Annotated in this window: 23 protein-coding genes; 22 read left to right on the top strand and 1 reads right to left on the bottom strand. The window is 44.1% G+C overall.

Going from position 1 to position 17,880, the window contains the following annotated elements; translation table 11 throughout:
- Positions 1 to 93 precede the first annotated feature (93 nt).
- The 9 genes from GN277_RS13535 (at position 94) to gltA (ending at position 8,935) form a co-directional block, all read left to right on the top strand.
- Positions 94 to 774, top strand: coding sequence for a SatD family protein (locus GN277_RS13535; protein WP_159751516.1), 681 nt, complete (start codon positions 94 to 96; stop codon positions 772 to 774).
- Positions 768 to 1,514: a DUF3307 domain-containing protein gene (locus GN277_RS13530; protein ID WP_159751515.1), complete on the top strand. Its 747-nt coding sequence runs from the start codon at positions 768 to 770 to the stop codon at positions 1,512 to 1,514. Before GN277_RS13535 ends, GN277_RS13530 begins: the two co-directional genes overlap by 7 nt.
- Before the next feature lie 43 nt (positions 1,515 to 1,557).
- Positions 1,558 to 3,588, top strand: a complete 2,031-nt coding sequence (gene recG, locus GN277_RS13525) for an ATP-dependent DNA helicase RecG (protein ID WP_159751514.1) — start codon at positions 1,558 to 1,560, stop codon at positions 3,586 to 3,588.
- A gap of 90 nt (positions 3,589 to 3,678) precedes the next feature.
- Entirely contained in the window at positions 3,679 to 3,882 is a 204-nt protein-coding gene (locus tag GN277_RS13520) for an alpha/beta-type small acid-soluble spore protein (RefSeq protein WP_159751513.1), read from the top strand.
- Between the two features lie 409 nt (positions 3,883 to 4,291).
- A complete protein-coding gene (locus GN277_RS13515) occupies positions 4,292 to 4,783 on the top strand; it encodes an RNA polymerase sigma factor (protein WP_159751512.1) in 492 nt (163 codons plus the stop codon).
- 23 nt (positions 4,784 to 4,806) lie between these two features.
- On the top strand, positions 4,807 to 6,012 hold the full coding sequence (locus tag GN277_RS13510) for a hypothetical protein (RefSeq protein WP_159751511.1): 1,206 nt from the start codon (positions 4,807 to 4,809) through the stop codon (positions 6,010 to 6,012).
- A gap of 146 nt (positions 6,013 to 6,158) precedes the next feature.
- Positions 6,159 to 6,590 (top strand): GNAT family N-acetyltransferase, encoded by a 432-nt coding sequence (locus GN277_RS13505; protein ID WP_159751510.1) that lies wholly within the window; start codon positions 6,159 to 6,161, stop codon positions 6,588 to 6,590.
- A 72-nt stretch (positions 6,591 to 6,662) separates the two neighbouring features.
- Positions 6,663 to 7,550 (top strand): sulfide/dihydroorotate dehydrogenase-like FAD/NAD-binding protein, encoded by an 888-nt coding sequence (locus GN277_RS13500; RefSeq protein WP_159751509.1) that lies wholly within the window; start codon positions 6,663 to 6,665, stop codon positions 7,548 to 7,550.
- A complete protein-coding gene (gene gltA, locus GN277_RS13495; protein WP_159751508.1) occupies positions 7,550 to 8,935 on the top strand; it encodes an NADPH-dependent glutamate synthase in 1,386 nt (461 codons plus the stop codon). The genes GN277_RS13500 and gltA overlap by 1 nt, the downstream gene beginning before the upstream one ends.
- 74 nt (positions 8,936 to 9,009) lie before the next feature.
- Here gltA and GN277_RS13490 read toward each other — a convergent pair whose 3' ends face one another.
- The gene (locus GN277_RS13490; RefSeq protein ID WP_159751507.1) at positions 9,010 to 9,489 is read right to left on the bottom strand and encodes a GNAT family N-acetyltransferase; all 480 of its coding nucleotides are present in this window, start codon (positions 9,487 to 9,489) and stop codon (positions 9,010 to 9,012) included.
- A 166-nt stretch (positions 9,490 to 9,655) separates the two neighbouring features.
- Between GN277_RS13490 and GN277_RS13485 the strand changes: the two genes are divergently transcribed.
- From GN277_RS13485 to GN277_RS13425, 13 genes are all read left to right on the top strand, one after another.
- Positions 9,656 to 10,432, top strand: a complete 777-nt coding sequence (locus GN277_RS13485) for a ZIP family metal transporter (RefSeq protein WP_159751506.1) — start codon at positions 9,656 to 9,658, stop codon at positions 10,430 to 10,432.
- 77 nt (positions 10,433 to 10,509) lie between these two features.
- Positions 10,510 to 10,989 carry a 23S rRNA (pseudouridine(1915)-N(3))-methyltransferase RlmH gene (gene rlmH, locus GN277_RS13480; protein ID WP_159751505.1) on the top strand — a complete coding sequence of 160 codons (480 nt, stop codon included), beginning with the start codon at positions 10,510 to 10,512 and terminating at the stop codon, positions 10,987 to 10,989.
- 275 nt (positions 10,990 to 11,264) lie between these two features.
- Positions 11,265 to 11,750: a GNAT family N-acetyltransferase gene (locus GN277_RS13475; protein ID WP_159751504.1), complete on the top strand. Its 486-nt coding sequence runs from the start codon at positions 11,265 to 11,267 to the stop codon at positions 11,748 to 11,750.
- Between the two features lie 282 nt (positions 11,751 to 12,032).
- Complete coding sequence (locus GN277_RS13470) at positions 12,033 to 12,818, top strand: TatD family hydrolase (RefSeq protein WP_159751503.1); 786 nt, start codon at positions 12,033 to 12,035, stop codon at positions 12,816 to 12,818.
- Between the two features lie 72 nt (positions 12,819 to 12,890).
- On the top strand, positions 12,891 to 13,472 hold the full coding sequence (locus GN277_RS13465; protein ID WP_159751502.1) for a GNAT family N-acetyltransferase: 582 nt from the start codon (positions 12,891 to 12,893) through the stop codon (positions 13,470 to 13,472).
- Positions 13,473 to 13,676: a hypothetical protein gene (locus GN277_RS13460; protein ID WP_159751501.1), complete on the top strand. Its 204-nt coding sequence runs from the start codon at positions 13,473 to 13,475 to the stop codon at positions 13,674 to 13,676.
- A gap of 7 nt (positions 13,677 to 13,683) precedes the next feature.
- A complete protein-coding gene (locus tag GN277_RS13455) occupies positions 13,684 to 14,043 on the top strand; it encodes an acyl-CoA reductase (protein ID WP_159751500.1) in 360 nt (119 codons plus the stop codon).
- The gene (locus tag GN277_RS13450; RefSeq protein ID WP_159751499.1) at positions 14,024 to 14,287 is read left to right on the top strand and encodes an acyl-CoA reductase; all 264 of its coding nucleotides are present in this window, start codon (positions 14,024 to 14,026) and stop codon (positions 14,285 to 14,287) included. The genes GN277_RS13455 and GN277_RS13450 overlap by 20 nt, the downstream gene beginning before the upstream one ends.
- Before the next feature lie 61 nt (positions 14,288 to 14,348).
- Positions 14,349 to 14,837 (top strand): deoxycytidylate deaminase, encoded by a 489-nt coding sequence (locus tag GN277_RS13445; protein WP_159751498.1) that lies wholly within the window; start codon positions 14,349 to 14,351, stop codon positions 14,835 to 14,837.
- The gene (gene lepB / locus GN277_RS13440; protein WP_159756763.1) at positions 14,806 to 15,360 is read left to right on the top strand and encodes a signal peptidase I; all 555 of its coding nucleotides are present in this window, start codon (positions 14,806 to 14,808) and stop codon (positions 15,358 to 15,360) included. The genes GN277_RS13445 and lepB overlap by 32 nt, the downstream gene beginning before the upstream one ends.
- A gap of 70 nt (positions 15,361 to 15,430) precedes the next feature.
- Entirely contained in the window at positions 15,431 to 16,771 is a 1,341-nt protein-coding gene (locus GN277_RS13435) for an esterase/lipase family protein (protein ID WP_159751497.1), read from the top strand.
- 102 nt (positions 16,772 to 16,873) lie between these two features.
- Positions 16,874 to 17,398: a nitroreductase family protein gene (locus GN277_RS13430; RefSeq protein WP_159751496.1), complete on the top strand. Its 525-nt coding sequence runs from the start codon at positions 16,874 to 16,876 to the stop codon at positions 17,396 to 17,398.
- 91 nt (positions 17,399 to 17,489) lie between these two features.
- Positions 17,490 to 17,879: a hypothetical protein gene (locus GN277_RS13425; RefSeq protein ID WP_159751495.1), complete on the top strand. Its 390-nt coding sequence runs from the start codon at positions 17,490 to 17,492 to the stop codon at positions 17,877 to 17,879.
- The last annotated feature ends 1 nt before the right edge of the window (position 17,880 follow it).

The raw sequence follows: 17,880 nt of genomic DNA, 5'->3' as shown, positions 1-17,880 counted from the left end.
ATGGAATAAAATAAAAATATTCATTATATTACGAATAAATATTGGATATTCCATATTGATGTGTTATAATTCCTCTAAGAGAGGAGGCAGACTATGTTTTTATCATTAGAAGGGGTCCCGTTTGTCGCATTAATTGGAGATATCAAAAGTTCAAGAAGCCTGATGATGCGGAATGAGATACAAGAACAGTTAAGCTCTATCTTGGATGAGATTAATATCAGATATAGGAAAAGTATAGCGGCAAAATTTCTTATAACCTTGGGAGATGAATTTCAGGGACTTTTGTTTGATGGAAAAAATATCCTGGAGATTATACAGGATATAAGAATGAAGTTATATCCTGTAGAATTACGATTCGGAATAGGAATCGGGAAGATCTCCACAAGGATTGATACAGAGATGGCATTGGGGGCGGACGGTCCAGGATACTATCATGCGAGAAATGCGATTGATATTTTAAAGGATAATGAGAAAAGGAACAAAAAGGTTGTTGCAGATATCCGTCTGGAAATGGAAGAATCTAATTCTTCTCAGGTTACATTGATTAATACTATTTTCGAGTTGGAGAAATCAATCGAACAGACCTGGACGCAGAGACAGAGGGAGATTATTTGGGACATGATGAAGAATCAGGACGGCCAGAAGGATGTCGCATATAGGATGGGGATTACCCAGTCTTCTGTTCAGAAGAATCTGGCAAAGGGAAGATATTATGTGTATGCGAATGCATTGAAAAATGTTCAGAGTATATTGGGAGAGATTGAAAAATGTTGAGATACACATTTCTAATCCTTCTGGTGATTCATGTTTTGTGTGATTTCTATTTTCGGACTGAAACGGTTGAGTCAAAGATGAAGATAGAGTTACGGCAGGTGCTGTATCATGCCTGTATCTATGGAGTATTTTCTGTTCTGCTTTTTATTCTTTTTTTGCCAGGATTAGAATGGAGATACATCCTGTTTTTTGTCCTTTCACATGGACTAATTGATGTAATAACATATTTTTTTCATTTTCAATCAACGTTCTGGCAGAACGAACGGAATATATTTTTGCTAGATCAGGCGATGCATTTTATGATAGTTTCTATGCTTGTGTACTATACGCGTACATTGGATTTAAGAAATTTATGCAGGGAGGAAGTTTGTCAGTTTTTGGATGTTTTCGGAGTGCCTGAATGCATATTATTGGCTTGGATGGCAAGATTGTTGTTGATACATAAGCCGGCGAATATCTTGATTGTACATATTTTGTCTGTATATAAACCAACAGAAAAGGATGGAGAGGCTCAAAAGGGGAATGATAAAAATGCGGGACGTTTTATTGGAACCCTGGAAAGAATCATCATGGTTATATTTATTGCACTGGAACAGTATTCGGCTGTCGGTCTTGTGTTGACGGCAAAGTCAATCGCACGTTATGAAAGGATTACGAAAGAGCAGGATTTTGCAGAATACTACTTGCTGGGGACATTGTTAAGCACTATAGTTGCTATCTGTGTCTCTGTTTTGATATAATCTAAAGATACGCTTAATATGAAAGAAACGAGTTGAGGTAATCATGATAGATAAGACGAGCATCAGAGAATTGAAGGGAATTGGGGATAAGACCCAGAAATTATTTGAAAAGTTAGGCGTCAGTACTGTAGGCGACTTAATCCGGTACTATCCCAGAGGCTACGACGTCTACGAGGATCCTGTGCCAATCAGTGAGGTAGAGGAGGATAGGACGCAGACAATCAGTGGGGCGATCTACGGGCGGGTTCAGGTGTCTGGAAACGCAAAGATGCAGGTGACCACCCTGTATGTCAAGGATCTGACAGGAACCCTTAAAGTAATCTGGTTTCGGATGCCTTTCCTTCGCAGTACCTTTGCCAGAGGCGGCGCAGTCACCCTTCGGGGAAGAATCGTCCGAAGGCGGGACGGTCTTGTACTAGAGCATCCTGAGATTTTCTACCCTTGTGAAAAATATGGGGACAGGCTCAATACTCTTCAGCCCCTCTATGGTCTGACCTCTGGGCTTACCAACAATGCCGTGGCAAAGGCAGTACGCCAGGCATTGGACGGAATGAATCTTGCCGCAGACCTTCTTCCGAAAGAGCTTCGGCTGCGGTACGGCCTGGCAGAATATAACTATGCAGTTCGGGGAATCCATTTCCCTGAGGATAAGGAAGTATTCTTTCACGCCAGGGACCGTCTGGTGTTCGAGGAATTTCTGGCGTTTATCCTGTCTATCCGCAGGTTGAAGGATAAAAACGAAAAGCTTGCCAATGAATATGTGATAGAGGAAAAACCAGAGACAGGGGCGTTTTTGCAAGGGCTTCCCTTCCGTTTGACGGATGCCCAGCAGAAGGTTTGGAAGGAAATTGGGGAAGATATGGCGGGAGAGACTGTCATGTCCAGGCTGGTGCAGGGGGATGTAGGCTCAGGAAAGACCATTGTGGCCGTCCTCGCTTTATTGAATACTGCGCTGAACGGTTACCAGGGGGCTATGATGGCGCCTACGGAGGTACTTGCAAGGCAGCATTACGAATCCATTACCAGACTGTTCGATACATATGGGATCAAGGTTAAGGTTGAGCTTCTCACCGGCTCAATGACAGCTAAGGAGAAGCGCAGGGCCTATGACCGGATTGAGTGTGGTTATGCCAGGATTATCATCGGCACCCATGCCTTAATCCAGGGTGGAGTGAATTATGACTGCCTTGCCCTTGTGGTGACGGACGAGCAGCACAGGTTCGGGGTAAAGCAAAGGGAAGCATTTGCCAAAAAGGGAAGCGTGCCCCATGTGCTTGTCATGAGCGCCACGCCTATACCAAGGACGCTTGCCATTATCTTATACGGAGATTTGGATATCTCTGTGATTGATGAGCTGCCGGCTAACCGTTTGCCTATAAAAAATTGCGTGGTGGACACTGGATACCGGAAAACGGCGTATTCATTTATGAAAAAACAGGTTGCCGAAGGGCGGCAGTGTTACGTAATCTGTCCCATGGTGGAGGAGAGCGAAACCATGGAGGCGGAAAATGTCGTTGATTATGCGTCCATGCTTCAAGATGAGCTGGGAGGGGAGATTGAGGTGTCTTATCTCCATGGCAAGATGCGCCAGACACAGAAGGACGACATCATGGACCGTTTCGGGAGAAATGAGATTCAGGTGCTTGTCTCCACTACTGTCATCGAGGTGGGAATCGACGTGCCCAACGCCACGGTCATGATGGTGGAGAATTCCGAGCGTTTTGGTCTGGCCCAGCTTCATCAGCTTCGGGGAAGGGTGGGCAGAGGCAAGCACCAGTCCTATTGTATTTTTATGAGCAGTTCAAAATCAAAAGACACCAAGGAACGGCTTGGCATTTTAAACAAGACCAACGACGGCTTTAAGATTGCCAGCGAGGATCTGAGGCTTCGCGGTCCAGGCGACTTATTCGGCATCCGTCAGAGTGGGCTTATGGATTTCAGGCTTGGGGATGTATATCAGGATGCAAAGCTTTTGCAGATGGCAAATGAGGCTGCGGACGAGCTTTTAAATTCAGAAAATGACTGGATGAAGAATCTTCCAGATTATGAAGGAACTTCTAGTGTAATAATTTAAATCCTCCATATACTATCTGCGTAACAAAAAATAAATGTTACAAAGAAACAAAAACGAAAAGTTAGAAGTTACAAAAAGGAGGAGAAAACAATGACAAGTTCATCAAACAGAGCAGCAGTACCAGAGGCAAAGGGAGCATTAGACAAGTTCAAATATGAGGTAGCAAACGAGTTGGGCGTGCCGCTTACAGACGGCTACAACGGAGACCTGACTTCCAGACAGAATGGTTCTGTCGGTGGTTATATGGTTAAGAAGATGATTGAACAGCAGGAGAAGCAGATGGCTGGCAAATAAGCTTCAGCTATTGATGTGAAATGAAATTGGGGCGGGCAGGTCTTAGAGCTGCTTAGCCCCAAATTTCATAGGCGGCATTTGCTTTACAAAATATTTGTAAAAAGGTGTCGAGAAAGGTAAAAAGGTTCTGGAGTTAAAATCAGACATATTATTGCGTCTTCTGTCATAAAGTGATATTATATTTTATAGAAGATACATGAGAGAATTTTCGGAGAAGAAAAATGTATCTGACCGGATTTCCTGTCCGGTTATTCCGTTTTCTACATAACCCGCCAGGCGGGGGACACATCTACGAGAGCAGGCGCGAATGCCTGCCCTTTTTCATTTAAAAAAATATAATTTTTTGCACCCATTTGACCAGTTGGTTCGTCTAATAGATATAATGTGACAACAGGAAGGAGGAAGGACGATGGATGTTTTGCTCGTGAAGCGCGCACAGAGGCGAGACATGGAGGCGTTTGTGGATTTGGTGGAGAAACATAAGACAGGGCTTTATAAGGTGGCAAAGAGCTATTTAAGAAGCGAGGAGGATGTGGCTGACGTGATGCAGGAGACGGTATTATCAGTGTATGAGCACCTTCAGGAGTTGAAAAATGCTTCGTATTTTAAGACCTGGATTACCAGGATTTTGATTAATCATTGTAAGGATCTACTAAAACAGCAGAAACGGTATACTGTTTCAGACCAGTTGCCGGATAAGGCTGATGTTCCCAGGGATGACCGAGAATTTTACAGGCTTATCGGAGAGTTAAATGAGGATTACCGGACTATATTCTTATTGTATTATGGGGAAGGTTTCCATACAAGGGAGATTGCCCAGATCTTAGAGGTAAATGAAAATACAGTGAAGAGTAAGCTGAGAAGATGCAGGGAAAAATTAAAGCAGGTATTGTGCTATTAAGAATTTTTAAGGAGGTTTTGCAGATGAGAGAGACAGAGAAGCAGATGCGGGATATACTAAGACAGGACGTTCAGGTATCGGATGTGGTGAACCAGCGGCTTTGCGATACTTACAAGATTTTGGAGAGAAAGCAGGAAACTTCGGGAAAAAGAAAGCATTTTGGGAAGAACCTGCATGTCGCGGCGGCGGTTGCAGCAGTTGTATGTCTGGCGGTTCCCAGCATGGTGTATGCGTCGGTCAAGACAGGTCTTTTCGAGGGAATGTTTGGAAATTCGACGAAGGAATCATGGGATGTGATTCATAAAGAGGTTGATAACGGCAAAGGAGGTAAGACTCCTGTGGATATTCCGTCTAAGGAATTTGTACCGGTGGATGAAGAAAAGGCTGATGAACAGATCGGCCAGTGGGTGATGGACGAGCCCATTGTCAAGCAGCTCGGAGAGCATACGCTGACGATTGAGAGCTTTGTCTATGACAGCAGCGGGGCGGTGATGTATTATACGCTGGAACGTAAAGGCGGCGTGACGGCTTTGGAAGCTAGTGAGGATACCAATGTGGCAAAAGGCGCGATGTTTACGGATGATGTGGATTTCCGTTTCAGCGTGGAGTGCGGTGGGCGAGAAGATGCCGGCTTCATTTTTGCAGGGGAGAACACTTACGTAGACATGGAAAGGAGTACGGAGGAGTTATTCTACTGTACCTCCTATATGCTCTGGTCAGATATTTTGAAAGAGGGCGATATTCCGAAGCTGGTGATTCAGAAGTATCCCGATACATTGGAGGAAATCTATAAGCTGGCGCCGGATACGACAAACATGTCAAAGGAGGAAGCGGGCGACGAAGCCTTGTGGAAGGAATATGAGGAGGCGATGGCTAAGGTTCAGACAGAGACCATAGACTTATCGGATAAAGGGCAGATTCCTGTCAAAAAGATTGATATGGGCGCCAATGGTTGTCTGGCATATTCTCCCATAGCAATTCGTGTGGATATGTCCAAAGGCATGGGGCTTTCTAAAGATGAGGCGCAGGATCCATATCATATGAAGCATTTAGAGATTAAGTATAAGGACGGAAGCAGTTATATTGTTTCGGATTCAGAAGATTTAATTGAAAACAGCGGTTATGTGTTAGGCGCAGACGTATGGTATAAGACGGTATTCAACCGTCTGGTGGATACTGATGAGATTGCACAGATTATTGTCAATGATGTAAGTTTTCCGGTAGAATAATTGTGTGCGCTAAAGAATTTATGAGGCTATTGTATTAAGCGTAAAAGCTGCAGGATATGGCTTTCCCAGGGAATGGAGGGAAGTCATTTCCGGCAGTTTTTTTGCATAAAGCAGAAGTTCCATTGAATTGGTTATTTAAAATTGTTATGCTGAATATAAAGGCTTTAAAGAGCAGCAGAAAAATGATATCAGAAGAACAGGAGGAGGATATCAAAAAATTAGAGGGGGATGTAAATAATACGATGCTTTTGGCTCTTGACGGGGATGAGATTGTGGGAATTGCGACCATAAGCTCTAGCCATAAGATTAAGTCCCGCCATGAGGGGGAGCTGGGAATAGTTGTGGCAAAAAAATATCAGGGGCAAGGCATCGGCAGCCGCTTAATTGAGATGCTGATTGACTGGTGTAAAGGAAATGGAGTGACCACAAGAATCCGGCTGGATACAAGGACAGATAATACCATGGCGGTTTCTTTGTACCTGAAGTTTGGGTTTGTCGTGGAGGGGTGTCTAAGGAACCAGACCCTTTTATATGGAAAATATTATGACCTCTATATCATGGGGATGATGATAAAATAGAAGGACAGGCACTTGATATTTGTGTGAAGATGGATTATGATAGTCATATAAAATTTTTAGGAGGAACGTAGGATGTACAAGATATTAAAAGCCGAAAAGCTGGCTGATAAGATTTATCTTATGGATGTAGAAGCGCCGCGCGTGGCTAAGCATTGTGAGCCTGGACAGTTTGTAATCGTGAAGATGGATGAAAAGGGTGAGAGGATTCCCCTTACCATCTGTGATTATGACAGGGAAGCTGGAACCATCACGATTGTGTTCCAGGAGATTGGGGCTTCTACCATGAAGATGTCCAAGATGATAGCAGGAGATTATTTCCGTGATTTTATCGGACCTCTGGGGCGTCCGTCAGATTTTGTGGAAGAAGATTTAGAGACCTTGAAGAACAAGAAGATGCTCTTTGTTGCCGGCGGTGTGGGGGCAGCTCCGGTTTATCCTCAGGTTAAATGGCTCAAGGAGCATGGCGTTGAGGTTGATGTAATCGTTGGCTCCAAGACCAAGGACATGTTAATTCTGGAGAAAAAGATGAATGAAGTTGCCGGAAATTACTATCCTTGTACAGATGACGGTACATACGGCCATGCAGGTATGGTTACGACGAAGATTGAGAAGCTGGTAGAAGAAGGCAACAAGTATGATGTCTGCATTGCCATCGGACCGATGATTATGATGAAGTTTACCTGTCTTTTAACCAAGAAGCTTGAGATTCCTACCATCGTCAGCATGAACCCAATTATGGTGGACGGTACGGGTATGTGCGGAGCCTGCCGTGTTATCGTCGGCGGTGAGGTGAAGTTTGCCTGTGTAGACGGACCGGAGTTCGACGGACATCTGGTAGATTTTGACAATGCGATGAAGAGGCAGCAGATGTACAGGACTGAGGAAGGCCGTGCGATTCTGAAGGTACAAGAAGGTGACACCCACCATGGTGGATGCGGTAATTGCGGAGGTGACAACTAATGGCTGATGTATTAAAGAGAATTCCTGTAAGAGAGCAGGATGCGAAGGAAAGAGCAACGAACTTCGAGGAGGTTTGCTACGGATATAACAAAGAAGAAGCAATGGAGGAGGCAGCTCGCTGTCTGAACTGTAAGAATGCCAAGTGTATTGAAGGATGTCCGGTATCCATCAATATCCCTGGATTTATTTCCCAGGTAAAAGAGGGGAATATTGAGGAGGCTTACAAGGTGATTGGAGAGTCTTCCGCGCTTCCGGCAATCTGCGGCCGTGTATGTCCTCAGGAGTCCCAGTGCGAGTGTAAATGTATCCGCGGAATCAAGGGTGATCCGGTATCCATCGGAAAGCTGGAGAGATTTGTTGCAGATTATGCGTTGGAGAATGACATTAAGCCTGTGAAGGCTGAGAAAACCAACGGACATAAGGTTGCGGTGATCGGCTCTGGTCCGTCTGGTCTTACCTGTGCCGGCGACCTTGCGAAGTTAGGTTATGAAGTGACCGTTTTTGAGGCGCTTCATGAGCTTGGCGGCGTGCTGGTATATGGAATTCCTGAGTTCCGTCTTCCGAAGCATAAAGTCGTTAAGAAGGAGATTGAGAAGGTAAAAGAGTTAGGCGTTAAGTTTGAGACCAATGTTGTCATTGGAAAGTCCACCACCATCGACCAGTTGATGGAGGAGGAAGATTTCGAGGCAGTATTTATCGGCTCTGGCGCAGGGCTTCCAATGTTTATGGGAATTCCAGGGGAGACGGCCAACGGCGTGTTCTCTGCCAATGAGTACCTGACCAGAAGCAATCTGATGAAGGCCTTTGACGATTCTTATGATACCCCGATTGTGGCAGGTAAGAAGGTTGCAGTTGTGGGCGGCGGTAACGTGGCTATGGATGCGGCAAGAACGGCTCTGCGTCTGGGCGCGGAGGTACATATCGTATACCGTCGTAGTGAGGCTGAGCTTCCGGCGCGAGTTGAGGAGGTTCATCACGCCAAGGAGGAAGGCGTTATCTTTGACCTTCTGACCAATCCGAAGGAGATTCTTGTGGATGACAACGGATGGGTGAAGGGTATGAAGGTGATTAAGATGGAGCTTGGCGAGCCGGATGCATCTGGAAGAAGGCGTCCGGTGGAGGTTCCTGGTTCTGAGTACGAGATTGAGCTTGACACTGTGATCATGTCTCTTGGAACTTCTCCGAACCCGTTGATTGCGTCTACCACCAAGGGGCTTGAGACTAACAGGAGAAAATGTATCGTTGCTGAGGAAGAAAACGGACAGACCTCCAAGGCGGCTGTATTTGCAGGCGGAGACGCTGTCACAGGCGCAGCTACGGTTATCCTTGCCATGGGTGCGGGAAAAGCCGGCGCCAAGGGAATTCATGAATTATTGAGTAAATAGATTAAGAGCAAGGGACGCGGCAGATTTTGCCGCGTCCCTGATTTTAAGCACAGCCCATACTTTTAGTAATAAGCCTATTTTTCATAAAATACCAACGTGAGTTTATCGTTAATAGCTTTTGTTTTGCCTGTCTTTTGATATCCTAGCTTTTCATACAGATGACAGTTTTTCGGTTCTTGCAGAATCGTGTCCAGTTCCCAGTTGTTACTCCCATGTATTTGTTCGCATAACAGGATTGCCTTTTGTGCAATGCCCTGGCCTTGAAATTCTGGTAATATGAAGATAGGGGAGATTCTCTTATTCGTTTTAGCTTCTTTTGGGTCAACAACACGAACCGCGCCGGCTTTCTGCCCGCCGATACAGATAAAATAGTAAAATGTAAAATCTTGTTTTAAGCGCGTTTCTATTTTTTCCACACCTTCATTTCCAGGATTTGTGTCAAAATCCTGATATTTCTCTAATAATTCTTTGAATGATTTTATCTGCATGGCGTGTAGTTTTGGTACATCGTCAATCGTTACTCTTAATAATTCTACTTCATTTGTCAAGTTCATCAGTTTTATATCTCCATGTTCTCCTAAAATTTTGAATAAATTATCATAATTTTGTTTAAATGTCAAGAAATATTTGGGGAAAATCAGCAGAGCCTATGATGCAACCGGAATTTATGTTATACTAATTGAGTTTAAGAAAATGGATGCTATCAAAAGGAGAATTTATATGATGATTTTCTGGGGACTTATGATTCCTTTTATGGGTACAACGTTAGGCGCGGCATGTGTGCTGTTTATGAGAAATGAGCTGAAGCCTTTAATCCAGAAGGCGCTTCTGGGATTTGCGGCGGGCGTCATGGTTGCGGCCTCTGTGTGGTCACTTTTGATTCCGGCTATGGATATGTCGGAAAATATGGGCAAGTTTGCGTTTGTGCCTGCGGCTGTGGGATTTGTTTTGGGAATCGGCTTCCTCCTGCTTTTGGATCGGGCCATCCCTCATATGCATGTGGGTTCAGACCAGGTTGAGGGGCCAAGGTGTGTGCTGAATAAATCAACCATGCTTGTATTGGCGGTTACGATTCATAATATACCGGAGGGTATCTCAAGCGGCGCCGTGTTTGCAGGGCTGATGACAGGCAATGCAGATGTGACGGTTGCAGGGGCGTTTGCGCTGGCAATCGGAATTGCTGTGCAGAATCTTCCAGAAGGGTTTATCGTGTCTCTGCCTGTCAGGAGTGAAGGACAGGGGCGGTGGAAGGCATTTTTGTACGGGTCTATGTCCGGAATCGTAGAGCCGATTGCAGGAGGGATTACGGTGCTGCTTGCAGCGTATATTACACCGGTTCTGCCGTATCTGCTTGCATTTGCGGCGGGCGCCATGATCTATGTGGTTGTGGAGGAGTTGGTGCCGGAGTCGGCAGAAGGAGAGCATAGCAACATCGGGACGATTGGGTTTGCGGCAGGGTTTGTGCTTATGATGATATTGGATGTGGCGTTGGGATAGGTATATGTATCACGGGAATCTGTGGCATATGCGGTATGTGGTGTGAAAATCGGTATGAAGTGGAAGGAATTACCAGAATGCGGATTACATTGGTGACGGTTGGAAAGATTAAAGAGAAATATCTGCGAGATGCTGTTGCGGAATATGCAAAGCGTCTGGGGAAGTATTGTAAGTTAGAGATAATCGAGGTGGCGGATGAAAAGACGAAGGAGAGCGCCAGTGAAGTGGAGGAGGCTGCTATCCGGTCAAAGGAAGGGGAACGAATCTTAAGACAGGTGAAGGATGAGGCGTATGTGGTTACTCTTGAGATTCAGGGAAAACAGATTACGTCAGAGGAATTGGCGGATAAGCTTGAGAGGCTTGGCGTACAGGGTAAGAGCCATATTGTGTTTATTATTGGAGGGTCTATTGGTCTAGGGAAAGAGGTGCTTGAGAGGTCGGATTATGCGCTGAGCTTTTCGAGGATGACATTTCCACATCAGTTGATGCGGGTGATTTTATTAGAGCAGATTTATAGAGGGTTTCGGATTATAAATGGGGAGCCTTATCATAAGTAAGGACGAAAGTGTCAGTGTTTCTAGGAAAACTTTTAGGGAATTCTATCCACGGAGACAGGTTTACAGGATAAGTGTCAGATATTGGAGGAAGATTTTCATATTAGAATGACTCAGACATTGGAGAGTGAGGTGTCGATTATGTGTAATTTGAGTAAGGGCGTGGAAGAAAAAGGGATTGAAAAGGGAAGACAAGAAGGAAAGAGAAAGTGTTGTAGAAAAATGCCAATGAGTAATATAAAGTTAATCAGTGCTGAAAAGAATCAGAAGAAAAAAACATGTTTTTTCGTAAATCATTTATAGAAGCAGGAGAGAGTACAATCAATGGAAGCCGTGGACTCCATCATTTCGAGCATTATGACGAGTGGGTTCAGAAGGTAAAAGAGTGTGCAATGCCAGAAAATGATATTCTGGGTGTGCAAACGACATTATATATGGCAATGAGAAGAACGGATGAAAAAATAATAGGATGTATTGAGCTTCGCCACACATTAAACGAAGACCTAAAAGTATTAGGTGGGCATGTGGGGTTTAGCGTTGTCCCAGAAGAACGTAAGAAAGGATATGCAACAGAGATGCTTAGTCAAGTGATTGAAAAGGCAAGAGGCTTGGGGATACCTGCGATTTTGTTGACTTGTGATACAGAAAATGCTGCATCTAAGAAGACGATTATAAAATGTGGAGGAGTTTTGGAAAAGGTAAGGTCAATACAGTGTCATGGAGAAGAAAAACGTTGTGAATACTATTGGATTTCACTTTGTTAAGAATATTTATTAGCTTGAGAGGTATGATTCCTAGAAAGGAAGAACATGCCTCTATTTTTATATTGAAAAAATTATGGATTTTTTGCGTTAAGTGTAAGGGGATATTTATGGGAGGGCTATGAAGCGCTGGAAAATTGTAGTTTATCAGAAAAATGTATGGTATAATATGGGAGGATAAAAGTGGACAGAAATCAAACTAATGAGTATTCTGAAGCTGGAAAATTCTATAGATATTAATATTGACTAATCAGTTGAATATTTGATTTTATTGGAGGAATTAGTATGGAATTTGCAAAATATTATGATATTGGTTTGAATCTATTTTGTAAGCAATTTTCTGAACCAGAAAAAATAATTAAGGAGGCAAAAGAAAATGAGATATGTTGTATTTTGACTGGAACAGATATAAAAGAAGATAAGAAAATCAATGAGTTTGTAAAAACACACGATGCTTATGGAACAGCGGGAATACATCCTCATAACGCAGATCGAGCAAAGCAGGCAGATTTTCAGTTTATAGAACAGATTTTGACACAAAATGATAAACTGGTAGCCGTAGGGGAATGTGGCTTGGATTATGATAGAATGTTTTCTACTAAAGAGAACCAAATAAGATGTCTTGAAAAGCAGATTGTTCTTGCAGAAAAGCTAAACAAACCATTGTTTCTTCATGAGCGTAGTGCAACAGATGATTTTATAAAGAGATTTAAAAATCATTTAGATATTTGTAAGAAATCTGTGATTCATTGTTTTACTGGTAATAAAGCAACATTAGACAGATATCTTTCGATGGGATTTTCTATTGGTATCACGGGATGGATTTGTGATGATCGTCGTGCGAAAGAGCTACGAGATGCAGTACATATTATTCCATTAGATCGTGTTTTAGTCGAAACGGATGCACCATATCTGACTCCTAAAAATATTCCAGGATTGAACAGAAGGAATGTGCCGCAGAATATCAAATATGTGGTAAGAGATTTGGCGAAATATATGAAAGTGGAAGAAAATGTCTTGATTGAAAACGCTAAGAAAAATACAATAAGAGTTTTTCAAATAAATGTCTGATTTCAATTTTTGTTAATGATGGAAGCATAGAAAAGTGTATTTATGAAAGAATGAAAGGAGGTTCTCTTAGATATGGAGGAAAATTTAAAAATCCTTCCCCTTCCCAAAGAAGAATGGGAAGGAACCGTGATACCAATGAGGTATACAACAGAGGAATATTATGATGTACAGATAGAAAGGGATGCCAGCGGCTTCCATGTCAATATGCCAAGACGGCGTTTTGACGCACCGGTATCCCATTATCCGGAGGAATACGATTTTCCGGATAAGCTGTATCAGCCCCATTGGGAGAAGGCTTGTGCCTGGGGGATTGTCGAGGAGAAGGAGGGCAAGGTAAAAATGCTTGCCTGTATCGAAACCTGTCCGGAGGAGTGGAGTAACCGATTGATGGTAACGGAATTATGGGTTCATGAAAACTTGAGAAGGCAGGGGATTGGACATCGTCTTATGGAGGTTGCAAAGGCCCAGGCGGTTCGTGAAAAGCGCAGGGCGGTTATTTTGGAAACCCAGTCCTGTAACACGGCGGCGATTCAATTCTATGAGAAGGAAGGCTTTAAGCTGATTGGATTTGATAGTTGCTGCTACTCTAATAATGACAAAGAACGGAAGGAAGTCCGTATAAATATGGGATATTTTTTAAGAGCAGAGGATTAGATGGATAGTTTATTTTGGAAAAGGGATCCCTATGATATTCAAGGCTCAGACGCCCTCTTTATGGGAAAATTAATTAATAATGCGGTGTTTCAATTTGAGTATTGCCAGGAATACCGCAGGCTGTTAATGATGAAGGGATTTACAAAGCTTGTGGTCGGGACTTGGGATGATACTCGCCCTGGGAAGAAGGCATGGAACGAATAGAAAACTGATGCAAAGTCTTGGGAAGCTGGCGTATGCCATTGTGGTTTGGGGAGGGGATGAGGCGATTAGGGCAGTAAGGGAAATGGCTGACCCAGGAACCCGAATCATAAGCTGGGGGCATAAACTGAGCTTTGCATATGCGGTACACAATGCTAATGAGGAAGAATTGCGGAAACTGGCAGGGCATATTTGTGAAACGAATCAGCTTCTATGCAGCTCATGCCAGGGGATTTTTGTGGATACAGAGGATATGGCTGTGGTGAGAGCGTTAGGGAAGCGTTTTCTCGCTTTGCTGGAGGAAGAAAGTCTAAAATATCCCGAACTTTCTTTAGAAATTAGGGGGAAAAGTGGGGATTGTTCTTTATAATGACGAGCTGGAAAATGTGACTTCCAAAAGAGAACTACTTCGTGGGAAAGGGGTAAGCGTCACGTTAGCAGACGACAATGTTTTGGACCGCATTTATCTGGAAAAACAGCTTCTAAAAGCCGGAGTCCTCCGGATTACTAGCTCTGGCGGCATGTCTTCTCTGGCGGCAGGAGGGGCTCATGACGGTGAGTATCCTTTGAGGAGATATTGTAAAATTGTGGAGGTTGAGGCAGAAACAAGTTGATATTTTTCTAAAGATAGAGGATAATATAGAAAAAGAAACCATTTAGAAGCAGGAGGATTAAATGGAACGCAGAGATAAGACAAATTATTACCTGGATCTTGCGGAGATGGTGTCGCAGAGATGTACGTGTCTTAGGAGGCATTATGGCGCGGTGATTGTAAAAAATGACGAGGTTATTTCTACAGGATATGTGGGGGCTCCGCGGGGGCGGAAGAACTGTACAGATATCGGAGAGTGTATCCGCAAGAAGATGGGGGTTCCCAGGGGAGAGCGCTATGAGCTTTGCCGGAGTGTCCATGCCGAGGCCAATGCCATCATCAGCGCGTCCAGGGACAAGATGCTTGGCAGTTCTATGTATTTGATTGGAATTGAGGTGGATACAGGAGAGTATATCGAGAATGCGAATAGCTGTTCTATGTGCAAACGGCTGATTATAAACGCAGGGATTAAGAAGGTATATATCCGTGATACGAAGGAGACATACCGAATGATTCTGGTGAGTGATTGGGTGGAGAATGATGAATCAATCGACGGAAAATTTGGATATTAAGAATAATAAAGTAAAAAGAATAGTCAAAGAATGTTTTGATTTGATTGTGATACCGGTTCTTCTCGCCTTGTTCTGCAGTAAGGTTTTAATTGTGAACGCCACCATTCCCTCCGGATCTATGGAGGATACCATTCTTCCTGGGGACCGGATTATCGGTGCGCGTCTGGCGTATCTGTTTCAGGAGCCGAAGCGGGAGGATATTATTATATTCCGGTTTCCAGACGATGAGTCCCAGGTGTTCATAAAGAGGGTAATTGGTCTGTCGGGAGAGACGATTCAGATTGTGGATGGACGAGTCTATATTGACGGCTCTGATACGCCTCTTGAGGAGGTTTATTTGAAGGAGGCGCCAAAGGGAAGCTTTGGTCCATATAAGGTTCCAGAGGATTCTTATTTTGTGATGGGAGATAACCGGAATCATTCCCATGATTCCCGATATTGGGAGAATCAATTTGTGGAGAAGGACCATATTTTGGCTAAGGCGGTGTTCCAGTATTATCCCAGGCTTGGAATGGTGGACTGACGTACATAATGAAGTAATAGCAGCCGGCACATGCGAGATTCTTTCAAGAGAGGAGTTTTAAAGAGGACTAATGAAGTACATACGACGGGCAGGCTGCGTGTTTTTTCTGTGTGCAGCGGCAAATATACCGTTTCTGTATTATTACAAGATTATACCGGAAAAAGGGGGTATTCTTTTTATACTCCTTTTTGTGTTGGGCGTGATCTTTCTCAATATTTTTCCGGCGTATTCAAATCTAAGGCTTCCTGTAAGGAGGCTTCATGTCTGTGCAGACGGCTGCGAGCTTCTGCTTTATTTTTTGTTGTCAGTGACCATATCGGCCATAGGGCTGGTGATTATGCTGCCGGTATTATTTCCAGGGAATAAATGGGTATGGTTTGCAGACCTTGCCTGTGTCATGCTTGTGGAGGCTTCTGTGTTCTGGTGCGGAATTATCCGTGTGTATCTTACGTCGTCACAGCTTGGAGTAAAATGGAGGACCATTGGGCTCCTGTGCGGATGGATACCGGTTGTTCATCTGGTGGTGCTGGTAAAAATAATCCGCATGGCTATGGAGGAATGGGAGTTTGAGAGTGGGAAGATGATGCAGGCCCAGGAACGAAAGGATGAGAGGCTGTGTCAGACCAGATATCCGATTCTGATGGTGCATGGAGTGTTCTTTCGGGATTTTAAATATTTTAACTATTGGGGGCGGATTCCCAAGGAGTTAGAGGTTCATGGGGCAAAGATTTTCTATGGAAATCATCAGTCTGCGGCATCAGTCGCGGACAGCGGAGGCGAGCTTGCCCGCCGGATTAAGGAGATTGTGGCCGAAACCGGATGCCAGAAGGTGAATATTATCGCCCATTCTAAGGGAGGGCTGGATTCCAGGTATGCCATAAGCCGTCTTGGGATGGCGGAATATGTGGCCTCCCTGACCACTATTAATACGCCCCACAGGGGATGTATTTTTGCGGATTATCTTCTCGATAAGCTTCCCCAGGCGGTAAAGGATAAGGTGGCGGAGGGGTACAATGCTGCCCTTAGAAAACTAGGGGATGAGAAGCCGGATTTTATTGCGGCGGTGACAGACCTTACGGCTTCTGCCTGCAAGAGATTTAACCAGAGTGTGCCGGATATGCAGGGGATTTATTACCAGAGCGTAGGCTCTAAGCTGAATGTGGCGTCGGGAGGAAGATTTCCCCTTAATTTTTCACATCAGCTTGTGAAGTATTTTGACGGGGCCAACGATGGGCTGGTGGCAGAAGGCTCATTTCCATGGGGGAAGGACTATACGTTCCTTACCACAAGCGGGAAGCGGGGGATATCCCACGGAGATATGATTGATTTGAACCGAGAGAATATCAGGGATTTTGATGTGAGGGAGTTCTATGTAGGGCTGGTAAATGGGCTTAAGGAGAGAGGATACTAGAATATACTACTAGAATATACTGTAAGAAGGAGTTGAATTTGCTCTTTGAATTGGTGTATACTAAGGAAAGAAGATTAAAAGTTTAAAAAGAGGTGTTTAGAAATGGATTTATTGGAAGTAATGAGAAACCGCAGAAGTGTAAGAACCTATACAGGAGAAGCAGTTCCAGAGGATAAGGTTGACCAGATTTTGAAGGCAGGGCTTTTGTCTGCATCTGGTAAGAACTTAAAGCCATGGGAGTTTATCGTGGTTCGTGACAAGGAGGTTCTGGCGAAGCTGACAAAGAGCAGGGCAGCAGGGGCCGCTATGATTGAGCATGCGGACTGCGCAATCGTTGTCATTGGCGACACAGAAAAGTCGGATGTATGGACTGAGGATTGTTCGGCTGCCATGACGAATATGCATCTGATGGCAGATTGTCTTGGTGTTGGAAGCTGCTGGGTTCAGGGAAGGCTTCGGGAGGCTTCGGACGGAAGAATGACGGAGGTTTTCATCAGGGATTTGCTTGGAATTCCGGACAAGTATGGTGTGGAGGCGATTCTGTCATTGGGAATGACAAACGACCATCCGGCTGCGTATTCTCTGGACGAGCTTCCGATGGAGAAGGTTCACAGAGAGAGATTTTAAACTGAATTAATCATGGGGCTGTCGCACTAAGTAATAATCTTGATGCAACAGCCTCATTTATTAAAAAGCTGTTGCAAAAAGGGAATGTGTGATGAAAGAGGCAGAAGAAGTAAAGATGATAGATAAAGGTTATGGAAAGATTGTGAAGGATTATTCTTTTGAGGTATTCTGGAAGGATATCCTGACTGCAAGTGTGAGTGTAGAAGGACATCAGGTGAAGGTAGTGCGGCATGTTGAACATCCTTTAAGACAGCTTTTTGCCAGTGAGAATATGACAAGGTATCAGCTGAATAAGATTCTGGAGATGCGGTGTTGGGACAGGGGACGGGAAGATATTAATGAAATTCTGGCGTATCTGGGGTTGAGGGAGTATAATCCTTATGAGATTGTGAAGAAGACCCATGGTGTGTCGTGGAATGATTATATTTGGTTTCGTTTTCCAGGAGAGAATCTGAAGAGTAAAGATGTGCTGGTGAGGTAGA

The sequence above is a fragment of the Sporofaciens musculi genome (genome assembly GCF_009830285.1).
Classification (GTDB): Bacteria; Bacillota; Clostridia; order Lachnospirales; family Lachnospiraceae; genus Sporofaciens; species Sporofaciens musculi.
Note: the sequence above shows the minus strand (reverse complement) of the source record. Positions and strands in the feature narration are given on the sequence as shown.